The 24,232-nt window shown below is 58.7% G+C and carries 23 protein-coding genes; 11 read left to right on the forward strand and 12 right to left on the reverse strand.

The genetic code is table 11. The features are described 5' to 3' along the window. The first annotated feature begins 2 nt into the window (after positions 1 to 2). Genes ATN84_RS22635 through ATN84_RS22650 form a run of 4 tightly spaced genes read left to right on the forward strand, consistent with a single transcriptional unit; the run spans position 3 to position 3,443 of the window. The gene (locus ATN84_RS22635; protein WP_068884781.1) at positions 3 to 662 is read left to right on the forward strand and encodes an acetyltransferase; all 660 of its coding nucleotides are present in this window, start codon (positions 3 to 5) and stop codon (positions 660 to 662) included. A gap of 40 nt (positions 663 to 702) precedes the next feature. Continuing rightward, entirely contained in the window at positions 703 to 1,635 is a 933-nt protein-coding gene (locus ATN84_RS22640) for a glycoside hydrolase family protein (RefSeq protein WP_153020353.1), read from the forward strand. Further along, a complete protein-coding gene (locus ATN84_RS22645; protein WP_153020354.1) occupies positions 1,632 to 2,732 on the forward strand; it encodes a DegT/DnrJ/EryC1/StrS family aminotransferase in 1,101 nt (366 codons plus the stop codon). The genes ATN84_RS22640 and ATN84_RS22645 overlap by 4 nt, the downstream gene beginning before the upstream one ends. Positions 2,733 to 2,735: 3 nt before the next feature. Next, positions 2,736 to 3,443, forward strand: a complete 708-nt coding sequence (locus tag ATN84_RS22650; RefSeq protein ID WP_068884784.1) for a WbqC family protein — start codon at positions 2,736 to 2,738, stop codon at positions 3,441 to 3,443. A gap of 203 nt (positions 3,444 to 3,646) precedes the next feature. Here ATN84_RS22650 and ATN84_RS22655 read toward each other — a convergent pair whose 3' ends face one another. The 12 genes from ATN84_RS22655 to ATN84_RS22710 all read right to left on the reverse strand — a co-directional run bounded on the left by ATN84_RS22655 (position 3,647) and on the right by ATN84_RS22710 (position 16,425). Next, entirely contained in the window at positions 3,647 to 4,381 is a 735-nt protein-coding gene (locus ATN84_RS22655) for a phytanoyl-CoA dioxygenase family protein (RefSeq protein ID WP_244491193.1), read from the reverse strand. Beyond that, positions 4,371 to 5,120 carry an FkbM family methyltransferase gene (locus ATN84_RS22660; protein ID WP_161939615.1) on the reverse strand — a complete coding sequence of 250 codons (750 nt, stop codon included), beginning with the start codon at positions 5,118 to 5,120 and terminating at the stop codon, positions 4,371 to 4,373. The genes ATN84_RS22655 and ATN84_RS22660 overlap by 11 nt, the downstream gene beginning before the upstream one ends. A gap of 305 nt (positions 5,121 to 5,425) precedes the next feature. Beyond that, a complete protein-coding gene (locus tag ATN84_RS22665; RefSeq protein ID WP_068884787.1) occupies positions 5,426 to 6,175 on the reverse strand; it encodes a glycerophosphodiester phosphodiesterase family protein in 750 nt (249 codons plus the stop codon). Between the two features lie 37 nt (positions 6,176 to 6,212). Continuing rightward, on the reverse strand, positions 6,213 to 7,076 hold the full coding sequence (locus ATN84_RS22670; protein WP_068884788.1) for an ABC transporter permease: 864 nt from the start codon (positions 7,074 to 7,076) through the stop codon (positions 6,213 to 6,215). A 12-nt stretch (positions 7,077 to 7,088) separates the two neighbouring features. Continuing rightward, positions 7,089 to 8,018: an ABC transporter permease gene (locus ATN84_RS22675; RefSeq protein WP_068884789.1), complete on the reverse strand. Its 930-nt coding sequence runs from the start codon at positions 8,016 to 8,018 to the stop codon at positions 7,089 to 7,091. Beyond that, entirely contained in the window at positions 8,018 to 9,007 is a 990-nt protein-coding gene (locus tag ATN84_RS22680; protein ID WP_068884790.1) for an ABC transporter ATP-binding protein, read from the reverse strand. Before ATN84_RS22680 ends, ATN84_RS22675 begins: the two co-directional genes overlap by 1 nt. After that, positions 9,004 to 10,014: an ABC transporter ATP-binding protein gene (locus ATN84_RS22685; protein ID WP_153020365.1), complete on the reverse strand. Its 1,011-nt coding sequence runs from the start codon at positions 10,012 to 10,014 to the stop codon at positions 9,004 to 9,006. The genes ATN84_RS22680 and ATN84_RS22685 overlap by 4 nt, the downstream gene beginning before the upstream one ends. A 32-nt stretch (positions 10,015 to 10,046) precedes the next feature. Next, entirely contained in the window at positions 10,047 to 11,681 is a 1,635-nt protein-coding gene (locus tag ATN84_RS22690) for an ABC transporter substrate-binding protein (RefSeq protein ID WP_068884792.1), read from the reverse strand. 362 nt (positions 11,682 to 12,043) lie between these two features. After that, on the reverse strand, positions 12,044 to 13,114 hold the full coding sequence (locus tag ATN84_RS22695; RefSeq protein ID WP_068884793.1) for an ABC transporter ATP-binding protein: 1,071 nt from the start codon (positions 13,112 to 13,114) through the stop codon (positions 12,044 to 12,046). An 11-nt stretch (positions 13,115 to 13,125) separates the two neighbouring features. Further along, positions 13,126 to 13,974 (reverse strand): carbohydrate ABC transporter permease, encoded by an 849-nt coding sequence (locus ATN84_RS22700; RefSeq protein ID WP_068884794.1) that lies wholly within the window; start codon positions 13,972 to 13,974, stop codon positions 13,126 to 13,128. After that, positions 13,967 to 14,905 (reverse strand): carbohydrate ABC transporter permease, encoded by a 939-nt coding sequence (locus ATN84_RS22705; protein ID WP_082766447.1) that lies wholly within the window; start codon positions 14,903 to 14,905, stop codon positions 13,967 to 13,969. The genes ATN84_RS22700 and ATN84_RS22705 overlap by 8 nt, the downstream gene beginning before the upstream one ends. Positions 14,906 to 15,120: 215 nt before the next feature. Further along, positions 15,121 to 16,425: an ABC transporter substrate-binding protein gene (locus tag ATN84_RS22710; RefSeq protein WP_068884795.1), complete on the reverse strand. Its 1,305-nt coding sequence runs from the start codon at positions 16,423 to 16,425 to the stop codon at positions 15,121 to 15,123. Between the two features lie 208 nt (positions 16,426 to 16,633). Here ATN84_RS22710 and ATN84_RS22715 point away from each other — a divergent pair, with 208 nt between their 5' ends. The 7 genes from ATN84_RS22715 (at position 16,634) to ATN84_RS22745 (ending at position 24,225) form a co-directional block, all read left to right on the forward strand. Then, complete coding sequence (locus ATN84_RS22715; protein WP_068884796.1) at positions 16,634 to 17,842, forward strand: ROK family transcriptional regulator; 1,209 nt, start codon at positions 16,634 to 16,636, stop codon at positions 17,840 to 17,842. A 47-nt stretch (positions 17,843 to 17,889) separates the two neighbouring features. Next, the gene (locus ATN84_RS22720) at positions 17,890 to 18,990 is read left to right on the forward strand and encodes a Gfo/Idh/MocA family protein (protein WP_068884797.1); all 1,101 of its coding nucleotides are present in this window, start codon (positions 17,890 to 17,892) and stop codon (positions 18,988 to 18,990) included. 287 nt (positions 18,991 to 19,277) lie between these two features. Then, positions 19,278 to 19,919, forward strand: coding sequence for a ThuA domain-containing protein (locus ATN84_RS22725; protein WP_068884798.1), 642 nt, complete (start codon positions 19,278 to 19,280; stop codon positions 19,917 to 19,919). 157 nt (positions 19,920 to 20,076) lie between these two features. Continuing rightward, positions 20,077 to 21,090 (forward strand): LacI family DNA-binding transcriptional regulator, encoded by a 1,014-nt coding sequence (locus ATN84_RS22730; protein ID WP_068884799.1) that lies wholly within the window; start codon positions 20,077 to 20,079, stop codon positions 21,088 to 21,090. Between the two features lie 47 nt (positions 21,091 to 21,137). Next, positions 21,138 to 22,376, forward strand: a complete 1,239-nt coding sequence (locus ATN84_RS22735; protein WP_068885017.1) for an ABC transporter substrate-binding protein — start codon at positions 21,138 to 21,140, stop codon at positions 22,374 to 22,376. A gap of 71 nt (positions 22,377 to 22,447) precedes the next feature. Then, positions 22,448 to 23,365, forward strand: a complete 918-nt coding sequence (locus ATN84_RS22740) for a carbohydrate ABC transporter permease (RefSeq protein WP_068884800.1) — start codon at positions 22,448 to 22,450, stop codon at positions 23,363 to 23,365. Next, entirely contained in the window at positions 23,362 to 24,225 is an 864-nt protein-coding gene (locus ATN84_RS22745) for a carbohydrate ABC transporter permease (protein WP_068884801.1), read from the forward strand. Before ATN84_RS22740 ends, ATN84_RS22745 begins: the two co-directional genes overlap by 4 nt. Positions 24,226 to 24,232: the final 7 nt, after the last annotated feature.

Below are 24,232 nucleotides of genomic sequence, written 5' to 3' on the forward strand. Positions count from 1 at the left end.
AGATGGCTAATGTTGTAATCTTTGGAACGGGCCAGATGGCCGAAGTGGCTAAATTCTACCTGGACTGGGAGGGAAGCCACAAGGTTGTCGCCTTCGCGGTCAATCAGGAATATCTGAGGGAGCCCCTTAAGGACGGACTTCCTGTCGTTGCCTGGGAGGGGTTGGAAAGTTCCTTTTCCCCAAGCCAAGTCTCGCTTTTCGCGCCCATAAGTTACAAAGGCGTGAACCAGCATCGCGTGAATAAATTCAATGAGGGGCTTGATCGAGGCTATGACTTCATCAGCTTTATCCATCCCAAGGCCCATTACTACGACACACCCGTCGGCCGGAATACCTTCATCATGGAGGCTAATGTAATACAGCCACATGTCACCATCGGCGACAACTGTATTCTGTGGAGCGGCAACCACATTGGTCACCATACACATATCCTCGATCATACTTTCATCGCCTCCCATGTCGTGGTGTCGGGAGGCGTCGAGATTGGCATGCGCTGCTTCATCGGCGTAAACGCCACAATCCGCGACAACGTGAAAATCGGGCATGCATGCGTCATCGGCGCGGGTGCCATCGTGCTGTCCGATTTGCCCGACCGCGCGGTCGTGCCCGGTGAGAAATCCGAGGTATCTCGCCTGACCAGCGACAAATTACGAAGGATATGAGACCGTAATGCGGAACACCCCTCTATTGGAGCGCCGGGGCTTGATCGTCAGACCTGGTCTGCTGGGGGACGGTTGGTCCAGCCACTGCCAGATGCCGACGCCATACCGGTTGAATCGGGCCACGCTCCGCATTTTTTTCTGCAGCCGCGACATGCGTAATCAAAGCAATGTCTTCTGGGTGGATGTCGAACCGGAGCCACCTTTCACGGTCAAGCGTGTAGCAACCCGCCCATGCCTGACACCTGGAGTGCTTGGTGCGTTTGATGCAAGCGGAGTGATGCCGACGGCTACTGTCGACCGGGACGGTGAATTGTGGATGTATTATATCGGTTGGACCGTGCGCGCCGACGTGCCCTATCACAACGCGATCGGTGTCGCCCGTAGTCAAGATGGCGGTGAGACCTTCGAGCGCTTCCTGCCTGGGCCGATTCTCGGGGCCGGTCCATTTGAACCCTATTTCTGCGGAACTGGTGAACTCGGCCGAATCGATGGCCAATGGGTCATGTGGTACATGAGCGCCACTGGCTGGCGGGTGGTTAACGGCAAGCCAGAGCCACGGTATCACTTGAAACAGGCTTGGTCGGAAGACGGCATTATTTGGAAGCAGGATGGCAGTATCGCTGTGGACTATGCCTCCGATGACGAAGGCGGCGTGGCCCGCGCTACAGTGCTGAAGCGTGCCGATGGCTACCACATGTGGTTTTGTCATCGCGGCATTGCCAATTATCGCGGTCATGGTGCCAATGCATACCGGATTGGCCGTGCGGTATCGCTGGACGGGCGATCGTGGAAACGTCTCACCGAAGAGCCCGCCTTCGCCGCGCCGCCGCAAACCGACGATTTCGACGAATCCATGGAGTGCTATCCGGCGGTCTATGAAAATGCGGGTAATACGTACATATTTTACAATGGCTCGGATTTTGGCCAAACCGGCATTGGCTATGCAACCCTCATGGAAGGCACCGTGGCTTGACGATTGTTTCAGGACCGATGGACCCGAAGCCAAGGCTCGCTTTTGTCGAGGACAAGACATTTTCGATGATGGCGCTGGCTGCTGCTTTGGAACCGGCTATCGCCGCCAACCACCATACCAATTTTGGCCCTGTCTCGCTGGCGCTCGAAAATAGGCTTTCCAGTCTGAACGGGATCGGCCAGACGCGCGCTACCTGCTGTACGTCCAATGGTACGGTGGCCTTGCATGCGGTCATGACCTGCTTCGTGAACCAGATAGGAAAACGGCTGCGCTGGGCGGTCAGTGATTTTGGCTTTATGACCAACTTTATCGGTCCGCTGACAGGGCATACATTGGTTGAATGCCGTGAAGATGGGTTCATTTCCATCGACAATTTGAGACGACTCGACCCATCATCCTATGACGCGGTACTGGCGACAAATGTCTTTGGCCTACATGAGAACTTCGATGCGGTATTCGATTTCTGCCAAATAAATGGCAAAGCCCTGATGATCGACAACGCGGCCGGTTTCCGTGCGCTCGCGCCATATCACGAAAACGTGGCGGCGTACGAAAGACTTCTCTGGGCAGAAACCATCAGCCTACATCATACCAAGCCATGGGGCATGGGCGAAGGAGGTGCGGTATTCCTGCCGGCTTCCCTGCTGACAACCTGCCGGGCGGCCATCAATTTCGGTGTTGGTGATGGCCAGTATCTGGACCAGCTCGACACCTGCACCAATGGCAAGATGAGCGAGATGGCCGCGGCTCAGATCACGCTAAGAGTGCAGGATCACGAAACGTGGTCTCCCGCCTATCGTGAGCAGGCGGAGCGCATCTTCGAACTTGGTCGTGACGCCGGGCTTGTTCCGCTCATCGACAGTCTGCCGCGCCGTGCTGTGCCAGGCCAGATTGCTTTCCGTTCGCAACGACCTGTCCCCCTTGCAGAAGTGCAAGCCTTGCCAATCCCGGTGCTGAAATATTATCGGCCGGGTCCGACCTCGAATGTTATAGCCCGGCGCCTCTATGATCATGTGGTGAATGTGCCCAGTCACGGCCAGATGGTTGATGTGCCAGATCGTGTTCTGGTCGCTGCCTTGGCGAGCCTTTGTGGGTAAGGCATGAAGACAATTTGCATTATTCAGCCATATGTCTTTCCTTACCTTCCTTATTTCCAGTTGGCAGGTGCGGTTGACGAGTTCTGGGTTTTTGATGATGTGCAATACATCCGTCGCGGCTGGATGAATCGGAACTATATTCTGAACAATGGGCAGCGACAGCTTTTTACACTTCCAATCAGCAAGGGTCACCAGGGTGATCTCATTCTGGATAAAAAACTGCCCGAGAACTTCGCCAGCAGTATCGAGGGCCTAAAGAAAAACCTGTCGAACGCCTACGCCCGCGCACCTTATCTTGAAATCATACAAGCCATCTTCGATGCCTTGGCCGCGAAGCAATGGCATTATTTTCTTGATTTCTCAGAGATGACACTTGGAGAGATATTCCGCCAGCTAGGCATCGAAACCGCAATTCAGCGGACATCCAAGCTTCTTATCCCAGACAATATTCATGGTGCTAATCGGATTATTGAAGTATGCCGCCGCGTCGGCGCCAACCGCTATGTGAATCCCATAGGCGGGGTTTCGCTCTATAATCACGATGTATTCGCGGCCAAAGGCCTGCAACTCAATTTTCTGGAAGGCATCCTAGCGCCATACCCCCAGCATGGTGTACGCGAATTTGAGCCTGGCCTTTCGATCCTGGACTTGATCGCCTGGACAGATCCTGCTGACTACGCCTTCCAATTAAGAAATTTCAAGCTGCGATAGGTTACTTGATTTTGTCTCGATTAAGTAAATTTCACTGACAATAGCCAAATCCCGCAATAACGAAATCAAATATTACGCCGTGGCTCCAACAAATTGCCGGGATAACGCAAAGAAACTGCGGCAGCAGTTGCTGGGCAAGCGATTGGCAAGGGGCGTGACAAATATATTATCTCGGATACATGCTATTCGATGCAGCTTTCAAGCTACCATGAGCGGTAGAGCTCTCTGTCGACACTCGTTCCATACGCGTTAGCAAATCCACGGTCGGCCCATTCGCGGTTTGAAAGATCATCAAACCGTCGAGATAGTGACATCTTCCATCCTTCATAATGAGGATTGACAAATGTTTTGTGTGGTAAAAACGCGGACATTATCAACATTTCACCCGCTCGTATTTGCAATATTTCACCAACCTTATCTATAGGATCAAGGACGTATCCCCGCTCGGTATGCCTGCCTGGTAATAATCCTTCCATGTGCCGTCCAGGCAAGACTACCAATGAATGGCTATCTGCACCTGCATCGGTCAGGCTAAACCAGACTACCATGCTGTTCCGACTCGATCCCATGCTTGGCCAGTCCTGGTGGAATGGCAAGCCAAACGAGTTTCCAGTGACATCATGGCTGGTATAGTGTGTCACGATAGGACCACAAAAAACCGGCTCCACGACACCGAGTTCGCGCACCATAATTTCAATATCGGGATGTAAAAATAGGCGTGCCGTTCCCGGCAGCTCAGCAAAACGCTTTAAAAGATTCCTGTTACGGTTGACGTCATCAGTAAACCTGCGCTGGAAGCTAGCCTCAAACTGCTCCCGGAGAACGGTCGTCTGTTGGATCAGGCTTTGCAATTTAACGATTACAAAACCATCTGTTTGGAATTTCGCAACGAACTCCCTCATCGAAATCCCGCGGAGGGCGTCTGGTTCATCGACCACGCTCAAAAACCAAATTCCTTATCTGTGGATAGTAGCCTCCGGAAAGTCTAACCACATCGTGGTTCTCGAGTAAAGTTAGCCCATGATGACGAAAGAACTCACAAAAATACTCTATTCGGCTAGCAGGAACCTCAATAAACACGCGATTGATCCCCGCAAACATTCCTGTTAGCGCGGCTAAAACAATTTCCTCGGAACCATCGACGTCGATCTTAACAGCGGTGGGAGGCGGGATCCGTGATGCTGTAACATCGGTCACGTTAAGCAGAGCTATCTTTTGCCTGAAAATCTCACCTTCAACAGCATGAACCCTTTTTGTATGCTCTCCCGCACCGAAAAGCCTCATGGACATATCGGCAATGCGCGTTTCAGGCGCGATTCCGAAATTCAAGGCGGTAAATCGCCCATTGAGCTGTTCGCGGTTGAGAAATTGATTGAGGTTTAAAATGCTGAAGTTTTGCGGATCTGGATCAAATGCAATGACTTTGCAATGCGTTAGTAGACAAGCATAAATTGCAAAGTGACCGATTGATGCCCCGAGGTCCCACAGCACGTCATCCGAGTTGAGATTTGTGAACCAATTCAGTAGTTCTGGCTCTATCTCAAAAAACCGCTCCGCCCAAACCTTTGTTCGACCGTTTGTGACCGCCAGGTCGAAATTCTGTCCATTCACCTCCCGTCGGAACACGGTAACTTTCTCCGAATGAAGGTGAACGGTCACAGCGTTGAAGTCCGTCACAGCAAGGTCCTGTTCATTATCGTTTCGATCGCACGTACGCACATTCATCTGACGCCTAATGTTGTTCACTTCTGTAAACCTACCACACGATTTTCCGACTATCACAAATCGAATAAGGTTGCATATCGATAGCGATTGCCAGTACCGGATGACGAGTTCTTCATCATATTGGTTGGGAGCCGGCAAGCTTGGTCTCTGGCACCGGTGGACAAGCCCAAAGCTCTAACCGCGTTTTGCTGTTACTCGAGTGTAACCTCTCTTGACGGCCTTCGCCTGTTGCGCAAACCAACTCCTTATTCCGCGCATCAAGGATGCGCCGAGCTTTTGCCGCGCAATTCCAGGGCCAGATCCGGCCGATCCGAGGTCAGTTGTCGCAATCCCTTGTTCATCCAAAAGGCGATGTCGGGTTCGGTGTTCGGCACCCAAACGCAAAGCAGATCTGGCGGCAGCATCGCGGTGATCCGGTCCCATGCGGTGTGAAGCAGGGATTTTTCGATGGCGATGATATCGGCTACAGCCGAAAGCCGGCGAAGCGCCGGCTCAAGCCCTCCCATGATAACGGCCGATCCCGTATTCATCGAGGCCAGGCGGCGCATGCCGGGCGCGATGTCGCGGACCTCCTCGAGCGCTTCCGGCGTGAAGCCTGTGAGGATGCAGCGCTCCTCCATTCCAGCATCGCGTATCGCGGCGATCGCCCTCTCGGCCAACCCGCCATAGAGATCGCCCGTGAGCGTGTTTTTCAGCTCTACATGCAATTCCATGCCGGTGGGCTTGAAGATATCAAGCACTTCCTCGAGCACCGGCACGTGCTCGTCGCAGCTTTCGCGAAGAATGGTGTTGCGGCGGGCTTCAGGTGTAAGTGCCGCCACATCGCCGCTGCCGAATGTCGTACGGTCAAGCGTCGCATCATGCAGGACGGCGATCTCTCCATGGTTGGTCAGGTGAATGTCGAACTCGACCGCGTCTATGCCGAGCTCGGCGGTCTTGCGAAAGCCTGAAAGTGAGTTTTCCGGCCAGAGATTGCGGGCGCCGCGATGCCCGGTGATCAGCGTCATGCGTCGGTCCTCATTGGGTTGGTATTGGCAAGCGCCGTCAGCGGATCGTCGGGTCGAGCTGGTCGCGCAACCAGTCGCCGAGAATGCTGATCGACAGTGTCGTGAACATGATGACAAGCGCCGGAGCGAGCATGATCCACGGCGCGGTTGTCAGATATTCGCGGCCATAGCCCACCATGTTCCCAAGGCTGGTCATCGGGGGCTGGACGCCGAGGCCGAGGAAGGAAAGGCTGCTCTCAAGCAGGATGATCTCGGGAAAGGTCAGCGTCATGGAGACGATCAGCGTCGAGGCGATATTGGGCAGGATATGCCTGATATAGATGCGCGATGGTTTGGCGCCGAGTTGGCTGACGGCGGCGGCATAGCCCTGGGCGCTTGCCGAGATCGCCAGCCCTCGGGCGATGCGGGCGTAGCGTTCCCATCCGTAAAAGCCCATCAGGCAGGTGAGAAGCAAGAGCGAGTTGCCGAAGAACGCAAGCACGGCGAGCGACAGGATCAGGAAAGGCAGCGCTGCCTGAAAATCGGCCAGCATCAGCACGCCCTGTTCGACGATGCCGCGGAAGTGGGAGGCCAGGAAGCCGAGAGACGTGCCGAGAAAAGCCGAAATCAATGTTGATCCGAAGGCGATCAGCAGAGAAATCCGGATGGATTCGATGAGCCGGGAAAGCACGTCGCGGCCGAGTTCATCCGTGCCAAGCCAGTGCGCGGCGTTGCCCGGTAGCGCAAGCCTGTTCTTCAGGTCGAAGGCGGTGATGCCATAGGGCCGGATGAAATCCGCGGTAAGAGCAATGACAATCATTACTGCGATCCAGAAGATCGCGATACCGACCATAACGGGCAGCCTTGCACCACGTTTTCTCTCTGCCGTGGCCGTGATGGATGCGAGCGGCGCGTCTGTCATTCCCATCCCTCCTCAGGCTTTCGCCTGATTGCTGCGCAGGCGTGGATCGAGAAATCCGTAGAGGATGTCGACCACGAAATTGGAAACCACCATCGTTGCCGCGATCAGGAGGATGATGCATTGGACGATCGCCAGGTCGCGATTGGCGACGGAAACGACAAGCAGCCGGCCAACGCCCGGCCAGGAAAAGACCGATTCAACCACGACGGCGCCAGCGACAAGCGAGCCCACCATGAAGCCGACGATCGTGACGACGGGGATGGCCGCATTCGGCAGGGCGTGGCCGCGCACCACCCGCGCCCAGGCAACACCCTTGGCGCTGGCGGTGCGGATATAGGGCTGACCGAGAACCTCGATCATGGCGCTGCGCGAAAAACGCGCCAGAATACCGGCGCCGCCGATGCTCATCGTCAGGATCGGCAGAACGGCATGCGTCCAGCTGTCCTGCCCGCCAGAGGGCAGCCAGCCCAGCGTCACGGAAAAGATCAGCACGAGGATCAGCCCCAGTACGAAACTCGGCATGGTGAAGCCGGCGATCGCGCCCGCCATGACCATGCGATCGATCAGGCTGTTGCGGTGCAACGCCGCATAGATACCAGCGGGAATGCCGAGTGCGAGTTTCAGGATGAGGGCCGGTATGGTCAGTTGCAGGGTTGCGGGAATGCGCTCCGCCACCAGTTCGACGGCCGATTGGCCGTCACGCATGGATATGCCAAGATCGCCTTGCAGGATCGCGCCGAAATAATGCAGATACTGCAGCCAGATCGGATCATCGAGGCCCCAGTTCTTGCGGAAGGCGGCGATCGCTTCCGGTGGCGCGTCGGGTCCCATGATGATCTGCGCGGGATCACCCGACATGCGTAGGACGACGAAGGCGAATGTCACCACCAGAACGATGGTGAGAAGGGCGCGGAATATCCGGGTCAGCAGGAACGCAAACATCACATCATCCGGCCGGCGGGTGCGTCAGAAGCCACGAGATGGCAAGCAACGCTGTGGTCTCGATCGATCGGCAGCAGTTCGGGCGTTTCACCGCGGCAGCGGGCGTTGCCATGGCGGCAGCGCGGGTGAAAGGCACAGCCGGTCGGGCGCGCCGCGGGGTTTGGCGGCTCTCCCTGCAGGATGATCCGTTGTTTCAGAGGCGTTCCCGGAACGGGTACGCTGGAAACCAGCGCCTGCGTATAGGGATGCAGCGGCTCGCGGAAAATTTCATCGGAGGAGGCTTCCTCGACGATCCGCCCGAGATACATCACGGCAACCCGGTCGCTGATGTTGCGCACTACCTTCAGATCATGGCTGATGAAGATCATGGCGATGCCGCGCTCCTCCTGCAGGTCACGCAAGAGGTTGACCACCTGTGCCTGGATAGAGACATCGAGGGCCGATACTGGCTCGTCGCACACCAGCAATTCCGGTTCACAGGCAATGGCGCGAGCGATGACAACACGCTGGCGCTGACCACCGGAGAGTTCATGCGGATAGCGATCCGCCTGGTCCGCACGCAGCCCTACCGCTTTCAGGAGTGCAATCACGCGCTCTTTTCGTTCCTCGCCGGTCCCGATGGCGTGAATCTCAAGCGGCTCGCCAATCTGGACGCCGATGGTCAGACGCCGGTCGAGCGCGGCGAGCGGATCCTGATAGACGAGTTGCATCCGAGCACGCAAACCGCGCCACTCCGCCGTCTTTTCCCGAGGCATCCTTGTTCCGTCAAAGGACACTTTCCCCGCGGTCGGCTGCTCCAGGCCCAGGACGAGACGACCGGTTGTCGACTTACCCGATCCGGATTCCCCGACAATACCGAGTGTCTTCGCCCTGGCCAGCGAGAGCGAAATACCATCGACTGCTCGCACGGTGCTGGCCGGCGAAAACGGCCCCCGGCGCGATGTATATGTCTTGACCAGGTTTTCCGCAGCAAGAAGGGTAGAATTCATATTAATTCCAGCATGCTAAGCGCCTCGGCGGATTTTCTGGATGAATGTCGGGGCGCATCTTCCAGAACGGGATGGAAGCAGGCAACGTCGCAGTCCTCCTCAAGCCTGGAAAGGATCGGAAGCGACGTCCGGCATTTTTCCGTGGCGCGGCCGCACCTTGGCGAGAAAGCACAGCCCCTCGGCATCTTGCCGGGTTCCGGTACCGTGCCCTCCACCGGTTTCAGGCGTTCGCGGCCGGCATCGAGGCGGGGGATCGCCCCGAACAGGCCGCGCGTATAGGGGTGACGCGGCGAGCGAAACAATGCGGCCGTCGGACAGCGCTCCACGATGCGCCCGGCATACATGACGCAGACCCGCTCGCAGATTTCGGATACGGCGCCGAGATCATGGCTTATGAACACAACAGCCATACCCGCCTCGGCCCGTAGCCTCGCCAGAAGATCGAGGATCTGCGCCTGGATGGTGGCATCGAGCGCGGTAGTCGGTTCATCGGCGATCAGAATATCCGGGTTTCCGGCGAGCGCCATGGCGATCATGGCGCGCTGGTTCTGGCCGCCCGAGAATTCATGCGGGTAATTGTCGAGCCTGCGTCCCGCATCGGGAATTTCGACGAGTTCCAGAAGCCTTTTTGCTTCCGCACGCGCCGCTTTCCCCGTAAGTCCACGGTGCAGTCCAATCGCTTCTTCGATCTGCCGGCCCACGCGGATCACCGGATTGAGCGAACTCGACGGGTCCTGGAAGATCATCGCGATGCGGCGGCCACGAACGCTTTCGAGCTGCCGCTGCGATGCGATAACCAGATCGTCCCTTCCCAGCATCACCTGGCCCGAAATCGTAGCTTTCTTCGGCAAAAGCCCGAGGGCGGCAAGCCAGGTGACGGATTTGCCACAACCGGATTCCCCGACGAGGCCGACGGCCTCGCCCTTTTCGATCGTCAGATCAACGCCATGAAGGACCTGCACACCATCGAAGGCGACTTTCAGATCCCTGATGTCGACCAGAGGCATGTGATCTTCCATTGCATCTCTCCGCGCGGTTTTCAGCTCCAGTTCCCTTTGCGGAAATCCATGGCGAAAGCAGACGCAGCCTTCCACTTGATCGCCTTGGGCTTTGCAGTGAAGACGGCGTTCTGGTGCAGCACAGTATAGGCGGGATCCTCACGCTCGCAGATTTCCAGCATGCGTTTGAAAGCCTGGCGACGCTTCTGCCGGTCCGTACTCGTTTCCAGCACGACGGCAAGCTGGTTAGCTTCCTCATTCGTCCATTCACCGACCTGCTGCTGCTGTCCATTGGGACCATGCTGATTGACGATGGAGGAAACTGGATCATTAAAAGGCGCCGAATTCGACCAGTCGCGTACCGCGCGGGTCGGCGTCTTTTCGAGAATCTGCTGCCAATTCTCCTTCATCTCGATCTGCACGTTGAGACCGACCTGCTTCCACATCTCGACAAGGATCTGACCGGTCGCCGTCTGGTTGATGTAGTAGTTGTTGAGCAGGCGATAGGGGATCGGATCGCCCTTATAGCCGGCGTCCTTCAGCATCTGCCGGGCCAGCGCTGGATCATATTCCGGCACCGTCCAATCCTTGATGAACATGTCATCATAATATTCCCACTGGAGACCGGCAGGCACGCGGGTACGCCCGGCCCAAAGGGAATCGACAATGGCCTGACGATCGATGGCATGTGTCATCGCACGGCGAACGAGCGGGTTGGCGAGCTGCTCATGGTTCTTGTCGAAAACCGTAAGGCGGTGATTGAGAATGGTGCTGCCCTGCACCTCGAACGCGCTGTTCTGTTCGATGCTTTCGATCTGGTCCGGTGGGATATCGCAGGCGAACTGATATTCGCCCGACAATAGGCCGTTGATGCGCGATGCGACCTCCGGCACTTCGACGAAACGGATGGATTTCAGAGGCGGCCGGCCGTCCCAATATTCGTCATGCGCCTCGAGCACGAGCGAGTTGTCCGGTTTGAATTCAACGACCTTGTAGGGGCCGGTGGTGATCGGCTTGCGCGACCAGTCGAGATAGCTCTTCGCCTCTTCCCAGCCTCGGCGGCTCATGATCTGGCTGCCATAGCGGGCAATACGGCCTTCCATTGTCACGTCAGGCGTGCCGTTGACGAAGCGGATCGTATATTTGTCGACGATCTCGACACCAAGCAGCGACGGCCACGAACGACGGGCGACGGCTGGAACCTCCGCGGGCAGTTCCTTGGTCTGGCCATTGACCGGATTGGTCTCGCGGACGAAGATCGTCTTGCCCTCGCTCGGCTCGGTATCTCCGAACATCCTCTCGCGGCCAAAAGAGAAAGCCACATCTTCGGCGGTCATCTCGTCGCCATTGTGGAATTTGACGCCTGGGCGCAACTTCAGTTCGACGGTCTTGTCATCGATGCGCTTCCACTCGGTGGCAAGCCCCGGCACGGAACCAAGGTTGCCGAGCCAGTCCCGATTGAGCAGCCCTTCCCACAGATGGGTGAAGAATGTGCGTTCGCCGACATTCGACTGCTCGCGCAGCACGTCCAGCGTGTTGGTGTTGGAAATCTTCTGAACCGCGATGGTCACCGACGGGCGTGAATCGCCCTGAGCAATCGCAAAGCGCGGCAGGATCAGTGAAGCAGCACTTCCTGCGGCGAGACCCAATGCGCCGCGGCGGGTGAAGATTGCCATGAGTTTCTCCATTGGTTCATTGCCTGACGACCGCACGCCCGCGAATGGGCGCGATGTGGAGTGATCTCCAGCCGGCACAGACAAGACGTTTGAAAAGCGCCCCTTCGCGCATGATTACGAATGAGCATGACTTACGCGTTGCTCGTGCTGCAAATCGCCTCCGAATGGACGACACGATCGGCAGCACGTTCCTACGCCTCGAAGCCTCGCTCTGGGCGGGCAATCTGGCGGCAGGTTATGTCAGCGGGATGAACCCTCTATTGCGGTTTTGTGAAAACTGCAGGGGCGTCACAGCCGTGAATAGCAGGGTCCTCGCGTTTTCCCGCAATGGTCGGCGATAAGGCGATGATGGGCTTACCGGGCTACAGCGCCACTCCGCTCGCGCCGTCGAAGACATAGACCTTCGCGCCATCGGCGACGGCTTCGAAATGCGCGCCGTAGTGGGCCGGGTGATCGCCATCGACCACCGCCGTCACCTGGGTGCCGGCGAATTCAAAGAGCACGTGCGTCTGGGCGCCGGTCGGCTCCACCAGCAGCGTCCGGCCCGCGACAATGCTGCCTGTGCCGGTCGTCGCGAAATGCTCGGGCCTGAGGCCGATCTTCACCGGCTGGCCGCGCCGGACCTTTCTCTGAGGCGCGATCCGGATCGCCGAACCGTCGCCGAGCCGGACAGCCGGTTCGCCATTATCCGCATCCACGACGCCGTCCAGAATATTCATCGCCGGGGAGCCGATGAAGCCCGCCACGAACAGATTGGCCGGCTGGCGGTAGAGTTCGAGCGGCGTGCCCACTTGCTCGATATTTCCCTGATTGAGAACCACGATGCGGTCGGCGAGCGTCATCGCCTCGATTTGGTCATGAGTGACATAGATCGAAGTGGTGCCCACCTTCTGGTGCAGCGATTTGATCTCGGTGCGCATCTGCACGCGCAGTTTGGCATCGAGATTGGAAAGCGGCTCGTCGAAAAGGAACACCGCCGGGTCGCGGACAATGGCCCGCCCCATGGCGACGCGCTGGCGCTGGCCGCCTGAGAGCTGGCTCGGCTTGCGGTCCAGCAGATCCGTCAGCGCCAGCATGCGCGCCGCCTCCCCTACCCGCTTTTCGATCTCGGGCTTGGCGACGCCGGAGAGTTTCAGGTTGAAGCCCATATTCTCGGCGACGCTCATATGCGGATAGAGCGCATAGGACTGGAAGACCATGGCTATGTTGCGCTCGCGCGGCGTGAGCGGGTTGACCACCCTGCCCCCGATCATCACCTCGCCGTCCGTGATCTCCTCAAGCCCGGCGATCATGCGCAGGAGCGTGGATTTTCCACAGCCGGAAGGGCCAACGAGCGCGATGAATTCGCCATCCTCGATCGATAGAGAGACGCCGTGGACGACCTCCAGCGTTCCATAGGATTTGCGGATGTCTTTGAGTTCGACGGATGCCATGGTGCTGCTCCTCAACCTTTCACCGCACCGGCCGTCAGGCCCGCGATGATGTGCTTCTGCGCCAGAAAGAAGACGATGACGGTCGGAAGGATCGTCAGCGTGATGAAAGCGAGCACGAGCTGCCACTGCGTGCCGAACTCGCCGCGATAGACCATGATGCCGAGCGGCCAGGGATATTTCGTCTCCGTGTTCAGCATGATCAGCGGCACGATATAGCTGTTCCAGCTATTGACGAAGGAGATGATGCTGACCGTGGCGATGATCGGCCGCGAGAGCGGCAAAGAGATATGCCAGAAGAAGCGGATATAGCCGCAACCGTCGACGAATGCGGCCTGGAACAGCTCCTCCGGCAGGTTCCGGAAATAGTTCCGGAAGAGCAGGATGCTCATGCCAAGACCGAAGGCGACCTGCGGCAGGATCACCCCCCAATAGGTATCGAGCAGACCGAGATCGCGGATGCGGATGAAGAGCGGCAGGATGGCCGTCGCCACCGGAAACATCAGCCCGATCAGGAAATAGTTGAGGAGATGATTGGCGCCGAAGAATTTCACGTGCGCGAGCGTGAAGGCCGCCATCGCCGAGACGACCACGGTCAGGAACACCGTCATCACGGCGATGAACAGCGAATTGACCATCTGCCGCCAGTAGCGGTCGCCGAACAGAATATCGAGATAGTTCGACCAGAGCCATTTCGACGGCAGGCCGAAGGGATTGACGCGCAGTTCGCCCAGAGACTTGAACCCGCCGAGCGCGGTGGCAAGGAGCGGAACGAGCACCAGAGCCGCGACGAGCGTGAGCGAGACATAGAGATAAAGGCGGGTTCCCGCACCCATGCGGATGGATGTGCTTTGATCAGTCATGGCGCATGAAAATCCGTTTGTAGCCGAAGGCGAGCGTGACGCAGATGACGAAGAGGACGACGCCGACCGCGCTGCCCAGGCCCACCTGCATGCGCATCACGCCATAGGTGTAGAGAAAGGTAACCAGGGTCTGCGTCGAGTTCAGCGGTCCGCCGCCGGTGAGCGGCATGATCAGGTCGAAGAGCTGCAGCGAGCCGATAATGGCGAAGAAGACGGAAATGCGTACGGTGGAGCCGAGCAGCGGCAACGTCACATAGCGGAACTTCTGCCAGCCCGTCGCCCCGTCGATCTCGGCCGCTTCCAGCACGTTTTTATCCACCGCCTGCAGGCCGGCGATGAAGAGCATCATGTGGAAGCCGAAATATTTCCAGATCACCACCGCGAGGACGGCGTAAATGGCGAGGCTCTTGTCCGCCAGCACGTAAGGCGTGGCGACGCCGAAGAAACCAGCGATCGCGGCAAAGAGCCCATAGTCACCGTCATAGACGAAGCGCCAGATGAGGCCGGCGGCGACATCGGCAAGCACATAGGGCAGGAAAAAGATCAGCCGGAAGGCGATAACGCCGGTGATCCGGTGCGCCAGCATCATGGCAAGCCAGATCGCCAGCGGGATCTGTAGAAAAAGCGATACCAATATGATGAGACCGTTGTTGATCAGCGCTGTGGAAAAGGCCGCGTTGTTGAACAGCACCTCGAAATTGCGCAAACCGACAAAATTCTCGGGCGGTCCGTAGCCATTCCATCGATAGAGGCTATACCAGGCGGCTTCTCCCATCGGCAGGATGACGAACAGGGTGAAAAGAAGCAGCGCCGGCGGCAGGAAGAGGAGGAGGACCGGCAGGCGTCCTCTCACCGTCGGGCTTTTGTAGCGGGTTTTTGCCATGGGTGCCGAGGCCGATGATGCCGTCATCGTGGCGGTTGCGTCGGTCATGCTAGTGGTCTCCGTTGCGTGAACTGGAGGCACCCTCCTCTGGCCTGCCGGCTATCTCCCCCCAGAAGGGAGGGAGATTGGCTGACATTACTCTCCGCCTTCATTCAGCAAGGTTTGCAATTGGCGCCACGCGTTGATGAAGGCTAATCTCCCCCTTGTGGGGGAAATACCCGGCAGGGCAGAGGGGGATTACTGTCCCGCCAGCGTTTGCGGTACTATTCCAGCTCCAGCGCGTCCTGGATCATCTGCGAGCCCTCCTCCGGCGACATCTGTCCGGTGAGGATTTCGATGGTGACATCATTGACCACGCGGCCGACCGCCGGGCCAAGATCCTGGTCGAAATAGTTCTGATGCCATGTAGAGACTGCAAGCTGGTCAGCCGAAGCGCGCATCAGCGGATCCTTTATCCCGTCTTCGGCGCCTTTGGCTGCAGGGACAATCATTCCGGCAGCTGCTTGAATGCGCTCGTTTTCCTGATTGGTCAGGTAGCGCAGGAAATCCACCGCTTGCGGCGGCGCTTTCTTGGTAACGGCCCAACCATTGAGGCCGCCCAGCGTATCGGTCGCCTTGCCTTTGCCGCCCTCGACCACTGGAAAGGCGAAGCGCCCCAGAATTTCCGGTGCAAGGCCGTTGCCGTCGGCGGCATGGGTGCGCTGGTTCGCCTCGGTGTTTTCGAAACTTAGAATCATGGCCGCCTTGCCATCGCCGAAGACGCCAAGCGTCTGCTGCCAGTTCGCGCCGAGATAGCCGCCCTGGAAAGGCTCTAGTTTGCCAAGTTCAGCAAGCTGCTCGCCGGCCTTGATGATGGTGGGGTCAAGGAACCCCTCTCCTTCCTTGTTCTTGGCCGCCTCGAACACTTCCTGCCCGCCATTGCGCATGACGAGATAGCTCCAGTAGAAATGGAGCGGCCACTTGTCGCCGCCTCCGCCCGCGATCGGCGTGATGCCCGCCGCCTTCAGCTTCTTCACCGCATCGAGGAAATCGTTCCAGCTCTTGATGTCCTCGGCCTTCACGCCGGCTTGGTCGAAAAGCGCCTTGTTATAGAAGAAGCTGACGGTTCCCATTTTGTAGGGAACCGCATAAATCTTGTCATCGAAGGTGAAACCCTTCACGGCCGCTGGGTTGTAGCTCTTCACCCAGGCGCCGTCATCGGCGCTCATCGCCTCGGTCAGATCCATCAGCGCACCGGTTTCGGACTGCTGTTTCAAGACGCCCCCGCCCCACGAATAGAAGAAATCCGGCGCGTCATCGGATTGGAGCAATGTCGGCAACTTGGCCTTGAAGGCCTCGTTTTCCAGAAATTGCAGCTGAATATCGACATCCGGATGCTCGGCCTCGTATTTGGCGGCAATCTCCTCCCAGACCTTCACATAGGACGGCACGGTTTCCAGATGAAGCCATTTTACCACCGTCTGGGCCGCGGCCGCACCAGTGCCGAGGAGAAATGTCATGCCGGTCACGGCGACAAGGGCGGACAAATTTCTGGCGCGAAGGGGCGCCTTCCCATTTCCATGGATCATTGCTGTTTCCTCCCGGGGGAACATCCTCACCAATTTTTCCCCAATGCGGATTAATTCAACTGACAGCTTCGCGAAAGTCAACGCCAATTCCATATTTTCTGCCAGTTGGCTTGACACATGCCCTCTCTTGCCGGTTATTTAATTCGCATTCCGGCGTAAATTCCGAGTCGGCTGTATTGGACCATCACGCGAGTACCCCTGCCACATCATGAAGACAGCCGACCCCGAACTCATGCGAGCGATCAATCGCTTCAACGTGCTGGATACGATCCGCCGGCATGGGCCGATTTCGCGTGTGGAAATCAGTGAACGCTCGGAGCTTTCCACGACCACCGTTTCGGCGATCACCGGCGCGCTGCTCGATGACGGGCTGATCCTGACGCGGCATGAAGGCGATCTGCGTAATGCTGCCGCGCGCGGTCGGCCGCGTGTGATGCTGGAGCTCAATCCCGATGCCGCGCGCGTGGTCGGCGCCAAGATCGCCGCTCACAGCATGGTCTTCGTCGTCACCAATTTTTGCGGTGAGGTGCTGTCGCAGCTCATATTGCCGATCCGCGTCAACCGCCAATCGATCGCTGTCATCGCCGATCTGATCGAAGACGGCGTGCGGCGCTGCGTGGTCGATGCCGGGCTTTCGCTCGGCGACGTCGATTCCATCTGCATCGGCCTGCCCGGCGTTGTCGAGCATCGCACCGGCATTGTTCGGTCAAGCCCGATCTTCCGGGAAACGGACGTGGATTTCGCCAGCGAGATGACGAGCAGGCTCAATGTGCCGACCATCCTAGAGAGCGACGCGCATGCCATCGCGCTTGCCCATCACTGGTTCGGCAAGGCGCGCGATCTCGACGATATGGTGCTGGTCTCGCTGGAGCAGACGCTCGGTCTCGGCGTGCTGCACCACGGTCAGCTCTTTCGCGGCGCGGGTGGCCTCAGCCACAATCTGGGCGATCTGGTGCTCGGCATTGGACCGAAGGATATCGTACGGCTTTCCGCCCTGGCCGGCGAAAGCGCCATCCTTGGCGACCGGCCGGATGGCGGCGGACGCCTTGCCGAGGCGATGCGGCTCGGACGCGGCATGGCGCTGGCACAGACGCTGATCGCCGCGGAGGACAACACGCTGATCGCCGCCGCCACCAGCGCGGGGGAGGCGGTGGGGCTGGCCGTGGCCAATATCGTCACGCTTTTCGGCCCGCCGCGCGTCATCATCGTCGGTTCGAGCCTGTCGCTCGGCGCCGTCTTTCTCGATAGCCTGCGCGAGGCTTACCGGCGCGCCATTCCCTCCTCGATCCAGACCGTCGCGGAACTCGTCTTCGATGAATCCGCCGACGAAACCTGGGCGCAGGGAGCGGCCGTCGTGGCGCTATGCGAACTCTACGAGTCCCCCTGGGGGACGACCGGCCCCGCCCCGGCTCTCTGACGGGCGATCATCGCCAATTCTCACTGCTTTCAGTTTGGAGGAGACTGATGGAAAAATTAGGCATAGGCATCATCGGCTGCGGCAATATTTCGTCTGCCTATCTGAAGGCGATGGCTTCCTTTCCCATTCTCGACATTCGCGGCATCGCCGATTTGAACCGCGATCTAGCCGCCCAGCGCGCGGCGGAATTCAACGTGCCCGCCCGCGAAGCGAACGAGCTCCTTGCCGACCCAACGATCGAGCTTGTTGTCAATCTCACCGTTCCAAAGGCCCATGTGGCGGTGGCGATGCAGGCGCTTGAAGCCGGCAAGCACGCCTATTCGGAGAAGCCGCTCGGCATCAATTTCGCGGAAGGCAAGAAGCTCGCGGACTTCGCCGCTGCCCGCGATTTGCGCATCGGCGCCGCGCCCGACACTTTCCTCGGCGGCTCGCACCAGACGGCGCGCGCCATCGTCGATTCCGGCGCGCTTGGCCAGCCGGTCGGCGGCACCGCGACCTTCATGTGTCCCGGCCATGAGCGATGGCATCCGAACCCGGATTTCTATTACGAGATCGGCGGCGGCCCGATGCTCGACATGGGGCCTTACTATATCACCGATCTCGTCAATCTCCTCGGGCCGGTCGCCCAGGTCGCAGGCTTTGCCGTCGCACCGCGCAAGGAGCGCGTGATTACCAGCCAGCCGCGCAATGGCGAGCGCATTCCCGTTCACGTTCCCACCCATGTCACGGGGGTCATGGCGTTTAAAAACGGCGCGGTGGTGCAGATCGGCATGAGTTTCGATGTCGCCGGCCACAAACATGTGCCGCTCGAGATCTATGGCACGGAGGGCACGCTGATCGTGCCGGATCCGAACCATTTCGGCGGACAGATCGAGTTTCTCAAGAAAGGCGGCGCGTTCGAGCCTCGGGAGACGATAGAGCCCTATGCCGACGGCAATTACCGTTCGCTCGGCGCCGCCGATATGGCACACGCCATCCGCTCGAACCGCCCGCACCGAGCCAACGGCAGCCTCGCTTTGCATGTGCTGGAGGTGATGGAGGCTTTCGGGAAAGCCGCGGAAACCGGCACGACAATCAGCATCACGACCGAAACGGAGCGGCCCGCGCCGCTCTCCGAGTCCCTCGTTGATGGCTATATCGGTCGTTAGAGTTAAAGCAGAATGGAAAACTCAGTGGGACTGCGCCTCTTTCTGCCCTGCAGGGAATCTCCCTCCCCTACAGTCGTCATCCTCGGGCTTGACCCGAGGATCCACGGCAAAGGGGCGGAAGCGGTACTATCAACAGCGACGGGATCATCAATTGTCGACCCGGATATCAACCCTATGCGCCTATTGGAATGCGTCGGTGCGGTGGCGAGTTCAGCGCCTCTCAGCCGTGGATCCTCGGGGCAAGCCCGAGGATGACGAAAATGGAGACTCAGGAGGAGAAAAACACTATGCGTGAAGCACTCATCGTCTGGGGCGGCTGGAGCGGGCACGAACCACAGGAATGCGCCCACATCATCCGCGACATGCTGCAGGAGGACGGCTTCAAGGTCTATCTGGAGCACTCGACCGAGGCTTTCGCCGACCCCTCGATCCATGATCTCTCGCTGATCGTGCCGATCATGACCATGTCGAAGATCGAGAAAGAAGAGGTGAAGAACCTCTCGGAGGCCGTGCAGAATGGCGTCGGCATCGCCGGCTATCACGGCGGCGCGGGCGACGCATTCCGCGAAAGTGTGGAATATCAGTTCATTATCGGCGGGCAATGGGTGGCCCACCCCGGCAATATCATCGATTATACCGTCAATATCACCCGGCCGGACGATCCGCTGATGGAGGAGATCAGCGATTTCCCTTATAAATCAGAGCAATATTACATGCATGTCGACCCGTCGAACGAAGTGCTGGCGACCACGACCTTCAATGGCGATCACGCCGCGTGGATCGACGGCGTAGTGATGCCGGTGGTCTGGAAGCGCAAGCACGGCAAGGGCCGCGTTTTCTACTCTTCGCTCGGCCATGTGGCGAGCGAATTCGACGTGCCGCAAATGCGCACCATCTTCCGCCGCGGCGCTAACTGGGCGGCGCGATAGCTGATAAAGACGGATCTTCGCCTTTTCCGCCCTGCCGACTGTTACTTTGTGTGACGGTAGGGCTACCGCACATCCCGTCATCCATATTGGCTCTCCAAGAGAAAACCTTTTCTCTATTGACATCAGTAATGAGAAAAGGTTTTCTCAAGATAAATCGATGGAGGCTGGACTGGATCAGGAGGTTGGAAAAAAGGGGCGGATAACCATCCATGATGTTGCCGCCGTCGCGGGGGTGAGCATCTCCACGGCATCGAAGGCTCTCAACGATACCGGCCGCATGGGAGAGGAAACGCGGGAGCGGGTAAAGCGCATCGCAAGGGAGATCGGCTTCCGACCCAATGCGCTGGCGCGAGGGCTCTTAAGCAAGCGCAGTTTCACCATCGGCTTGCTGACCAACGACACCTATGGACGGTTCACCCTGCCGGTCATGGCCGGCATTTCGGAGGCCCTCGTCGATCACGGCGTTTCGGTTTTCCTCTGTGCGATCGAGGACGATCCGGCCCTGGGGCAGATCCATGTCGATGCCATGCTCGACAAGCAGGTCGACGGCATCATCGCATCGGGCAAGCGGCTCGACCGGTCCCTGCCGGTCGATCTTTCGAACCTGCCGGTGCCGGTCGTCTATGCCTTCACGGAGGGAACCCCCGATAGTGTGACGTTCCGCTCCGATGATGCGCAGGGAGCAGGGCTTGCAGTCGAATGGCTGATGAAGCTCGGCCGCCGCCGCATCGCCCATATAACAGGGCCTGAAAGTTTCTTCTCGGTGCGCGAGCGCGCCGGCGCCTATCGGGAAATCGCGGGCGATACGGAGCCGGTGATGTACGGCGTCTGGTCCGAGAGTTGGGGCCATGAAGCCGTTGCGAAGATATGGGGCAGGAATGGCGAAAAGCCGGATGCGGTTTTCTGCGGCAATGACCAGATCGCCCGCGGCGCAATCGATGCCCTTCGCGAGTGTGGCATCCGGGTGCCGGAGGACGTGTCAGTGGTCGGCTTCGATAATTGGGAGATCATGGCCGAGCAAACGCGACCACCTCTAACCTCGGTGGACATGGGATTGAAGGCATTGGGCCGCGAAGCGGGCCTGACGGTTTTGGCTCTTGCGGAAGGACGTCCGGTGGAGGCCGGTGTGCGGAAGCTGCCTTGCCATCTCGTAGTGAGGCAGTCGGCATAAAGTGCATGCAGTCGGCGCAGGAGGTGCGCCATTTTGGGAGGGAAATCATGATCAAACGTTTATTGGCAGCAACCGGCATCGCGACGCTGTGCCTGATCACAGGCGCATCAGCCGCCGAAAAGATAGATATGTGGGTGCGCTCCGGCATCGGCGACTCCTTCAAGAAAGTGGTGGAAGCCTATAATTCCACCCACGAAAACCAGGTCGCCGCGACCGAGGTGCCGTTTTCCGAATTGGTGCAGAAATATGCAACGGCGATTGCCGGCGGACAGGCCCCCGACGCACTTTCAATGGATCTGATCTATACGCCGGCCTTTGCCGCGGCCGGCCAGCTCGAGGACCTGACGGATTGGGCGAAGCAGCTCCCCTATTTCAGTTCGCTCTCGCCATCGCATGTCCGTCTCGGGACCTATCAGGACCGCATCTATGGCCTGCCGCTTTCGGTGGAGACGTCGGTCTTCGCCTGGAACAAGGATCTCTACAGACAAGCCGGGCTGGACCCGGAAAAAGCGCCCACAAGCTGGCAGGAAATCGAGGCCAATGCGGAAAAGATCCGTAAACTGGGCGACGATACCTATGGGTTCTATTTCTCGGGCGGTGGCTGCGGCGGCTGCATGATCTTCACCTTCACGCCACTCGTCTGGGGCTCGGGCGCCGATATCCTTTCCGCGGACGGCAAGACGGCGACGCTCGATACGCCACAGATGCGCAAGGCCGTCGACATCTACCGCGGCATGGTCAAGAAGGATCTGGTGCCGGCGAGCGCGGCGAGCGACAATGGCGTGAACTTCCTGAGCTTCACCAACGGCAAGATCGGCCAGCAGAGCCTCGGCGCCTTCGCCATCGGCACGCTGGTGACGGAGCATCCCGACATCAATTTCGGCGTCACGCTCATTCCCGGCGTCGATGGCGGCACGTCCTCCTTCGCCGGCGGCGACAATTTCGTCGTCACCAAGGGTACAGGCAAGCTCGATGCGGTGAAGGAATTCATCGAGTATGTCTACTCGATGAAGGGCCAGAAGGTCATGGCGAAATATGGCAGCCTCCCGACCCGCGGCGATATCGCCGACAAGGTGCTGGAAGGCCTCGACCCGCGCATGCATGTCGGGCTCGAAGCCATCAGTGTCGCCAAGACGCCTTATACGCTGCAGTTCAACGATCTGATCAACAGCGCGAACGGGCCGTGGGCGACCTTCACCAATGCAGCCATCTTTGGCGATGATGTGGACGGCGCATTCGCGAACGCTCAGAGCGAAATGCAGTCGATTATCGATAGCGGGCAATAGCCTCCCCGGGGCAATCTGGTCGGAAGGCTCCAACCTTCCGGCCGCTTTTCAGACATGATGCGGAGCATTCAATGACCGGTGCTGGTCGAAAACAGCAATCGTTTTCGCGAAAACGACGGCGCAGATCGCAATGGCGCGGCCTCCTCTACATCGTCCCGGCGATGGCCCTCGTCATCGTCTTCTTCGTCGTGCCTGTCATCTTCACGGGATGGATGAGCCTCCACAACTGGCCGCTGATGGGAACGCAGCGCTGGATCGGCTTCAACAACTATTTTCGCATGTTCAACGATAGCCGCTTCATGTCGGCGCTGAACTTTACCGCCTATTATACTGTAATCGTTACCATCGCGATCTTCGCTATCGCCTTTCCACTCGCCACATTCGTGGAACGGCAACGGCGTTTCGTCAGCACCTATCGCACCATCATCTTCCTTCCCGTCGTCATCGGCCTGGCAACGGCATCGCTGCTATGGGTGTGGCTTGCCAATGTCGACAGCGGTTTCATCGGTCCCGCTCTCAAGGCGCTCGGTCTGGTCGAACGAAGCCCGAACCTGCTTGCGAGCTTCGACAGCGCCTTTCTGACGATCATCGTCATGGTCGTCTGGAAGATCGCGGGCTTCACCATGATCATCCTGCTGACCGGCCTGCAGGCGATACCCGCCGAACTGACCGAAGCGGCGCGTATCGATGGCGCGAGCCGCTGGCAGCGCTTCCGCTATCTCACCTTGCCACTGATGCGCCGGACGATTGCGCTGGCGCTGATCATTTCCGTCACGGGCTCGATCCTCGCCTTCGACCAGTTCTACATCATGACGTCGGGCGGACCGCAAAACCGGATGATCTCGGTGGTCTACTACATCTTCAATCAGTCTTTCGTGTCGTTCAATCTCGGCTATGGGGCGGCGCTCTCGATCGCGCTGCTCATCATCCTGGTGCTGATCAGCATCGCCCAGCTTCGACTCCTGAAGGTCGGGGAGGAACGCCCATGAGCACCGCAAGGAAGCGCCGGGCGAATGGGGCATTGCGCGGGCTCGCCGCCTACCACGGCGCGGGGATTATCATCGCGCTATTCTTCCTGGCACCACTGGCCATCACGTTCCTTGCCTCCTTCCGGCACGGCACGGAAGCCCGCCAGCCGGCGCTGCCGCCCTGGCCGACAAACGGCTTCAGCCTCGATTCCTATCGCTCGCTCGATACGTTCGGTGCAGGCATCTGGCAACATACGCTCAATTCACTCGCCGTATCGCTCGCAACCGTCGTGCTGACGGTCGCCGTCAGCCTGCTCGCGGGCTATGGCTTCTCGCGCTACCGCTTTCCGCTGAAGAACGTGCTCTTCGTACTTGTAATCGCGACGCTGATGATCCCGTTCCAGTCGATCCTGACGCCGCTCTTCATCATCCTCGCGAAACTCGGTCTCAGCAATTCGCTGATCGGTTTGACGCTGGTCTACGTCACGCTGCAACTCCCCTTCTCCGTCTTCATGATGCGCAATGCCTTTGATGCCGTCCCGAAGGAGATCGAGGAAGCGGCGCGCATCGACGGTGCGCGCGATCTTCGCCTGCTCATCCGTGTCCTCCTGCCTTTGGTCCTGCCGGGTGTCGCAACTGTCGCGATCTTCGCCTTCCTGAACGCCTGGAACGAATTCCTGGCCGCCCTCGTGCTCCTGTCGAGCAACGAGAAATACACATTGCCGGTGCTGATGATGGCGGTGCGTGCCGGGCGACTTGGCGCGATCAACTGGGGCGCGGTGCAGGCAGGCGTCGCCGTGATGACCATCCCCTGCCTCATCGTCTTCTTGGCTTTGCAACGCTATTACATGCGCGGGCTCATGGCCGGCGCCGTCAAATAACTCTCAA

Origin of the sequence: Paramesorhizobium deserti (assembly GCF_001558695.1) — a bacterium.
Classification (GTDB): domain Bacteria; phylum Pseudomonadota; class Alphaproteobacteria; order Rhizobiales; family Rhizobiaceae; genus Paramesorhizobium; species Paramesorhizobium deserti.

Excerpts from the sequence above, each read along its gene's own strand:
- ATN84_RS22680 (WP_068884790.1), bottom strand. The coding sequence starts at position 9,007 with ATGAATTCTACCCTTCTTGCTGCGGAAAACCTGGTCAAGACATATACA.
- ATN84_RS22690 (WP_068884792.1), bottom strand. The coding sequence starts at position 11,681 with ATGGCAATCTTCACCCGCCGCGGCGCATTGGGTCTCGCCGCAGGAAGT.
- ATN84_RS22695 (WP_068884793.1), bottom strand. The coding sequence starts at position 13,114 with ATGGCATCCGTCGAACTCAAAGACATCCGCAAATCCTATGGAACGCTG.
- ATN84_RS22675 (WP_068884789.1), bottom strand. The coding sequence starts at position 8,018 with ATGTTTGCGTTCCTGCTGACCCGGATATTCCGCGCCCTTCTCACCATC.
- ATN84_RS22670 (WP_068884788.1), bottom strand. The coding sequence starts at position 7,076 with ATGACAGACGCGCCGCTCGCATCCATCACGGCCACGGCAGAGAGAAAA.
- ATN84_RS22635 (WP_068884781.1), top strand. The coding sequence starts at position 3 with ATGGCTAATGTTGTAATCTTTGGAACGGGCCAGATGGCCGAAGTGGCT.
- ATN84_RS22730 (WP_068884799.1), top strand. The coding sequence starts at position 20,077 with ATGGAGGCTGGACTGGATCAGGAGGTTGGAAAAAAGGGGCGGATAACC.
- ATN84_RS22720 (WP_068884797.1), top strand. The coding sequence starts at position 17,890 with ATGGAAAAATTAGGCATAGGCATCATCGGCTGCGGCAATATTTCGTCT.
- ATN84_RS22725 (WP_068884798.1), top strand. The coding sequence starts at position 19,278 with ATGCGTGAAGCACTCATCGTCTGGGGCGGCTGGAGCGGGCACGAACCA.
- ATN84_RS22735 (WP_068885017.1), top strand. The coding sequence starts at position 21,138 with ATGATCAAACGTTTATTGGCAGCAACCGGCATCGCGACGCTGTGCCTG.
- ATN84_RS22705 (WP_082766447.1), bottom strand. The coding sequence starts at position 14,905 with ATGACCGACGCAACCGCCACGATGACGGCATCATCGGCCTCGGCACCC.
- ATN84_RS22710 (WP_068884795.1), bottom strand. The coding sequence starts at position 16,425 with ATGATCCATGGAAATGGGAAGGCGCCCCTTCGCGCCAGAAATTTGTCC.
- ATN84_RS22740 (WP_068884800.1), top strand. The coding sequence starts at position 22,448 with ATGACCGGTGCTGGTCGAAAACAGCAATCGTTTTCGCGAAAACGACGG.
- ATN84_RS22700 (WP_068884794.1), bottom strand. The coding sequence starts at position 13,974 with ATGACTGATCAAAGCACATCCATCCGCATGGGTGCGGGAACCCGCCTT.
- ATN84_RS22685 (WP_153020365.1), bottom strand. The coding sequence starts at position 10,014 with ATGCCTCTGGTCGACATCAGGGATCTGAAAGTCGCCTTCGATGGTGTG.
- ATN84_RS22665 (WP_068884787.1), bottom strand. The coding sequence starts at position 6,175 with ATGACGCTGATCACCGGGCATCGCGGCGCCCGCAATCTCTGGCCGGAA.
- ATN84_RS22745 (WP_068884801.1), top strand. The coding sequence starts at position 23,362 with ATGAGCACCGCAAGGAAGCGCCGGGCGAATGGGGCATTGCGCGGGCTC.
- ATN84_RS22650 (WP_068884784.1), top strand. The coding sequence starts at position 2,736 with ATGAAGACAATTTGCATTATTCAGCCATATGTCTTTCCTTACCTTCCT.
- ATN84_RS22715 (WP_068884796.1), top strand. The coding sequence starts at position 16,634 with ATGAAGACAGCCGACCCCGAACTCATGCGAGCGATCAATCGCTTCAAC.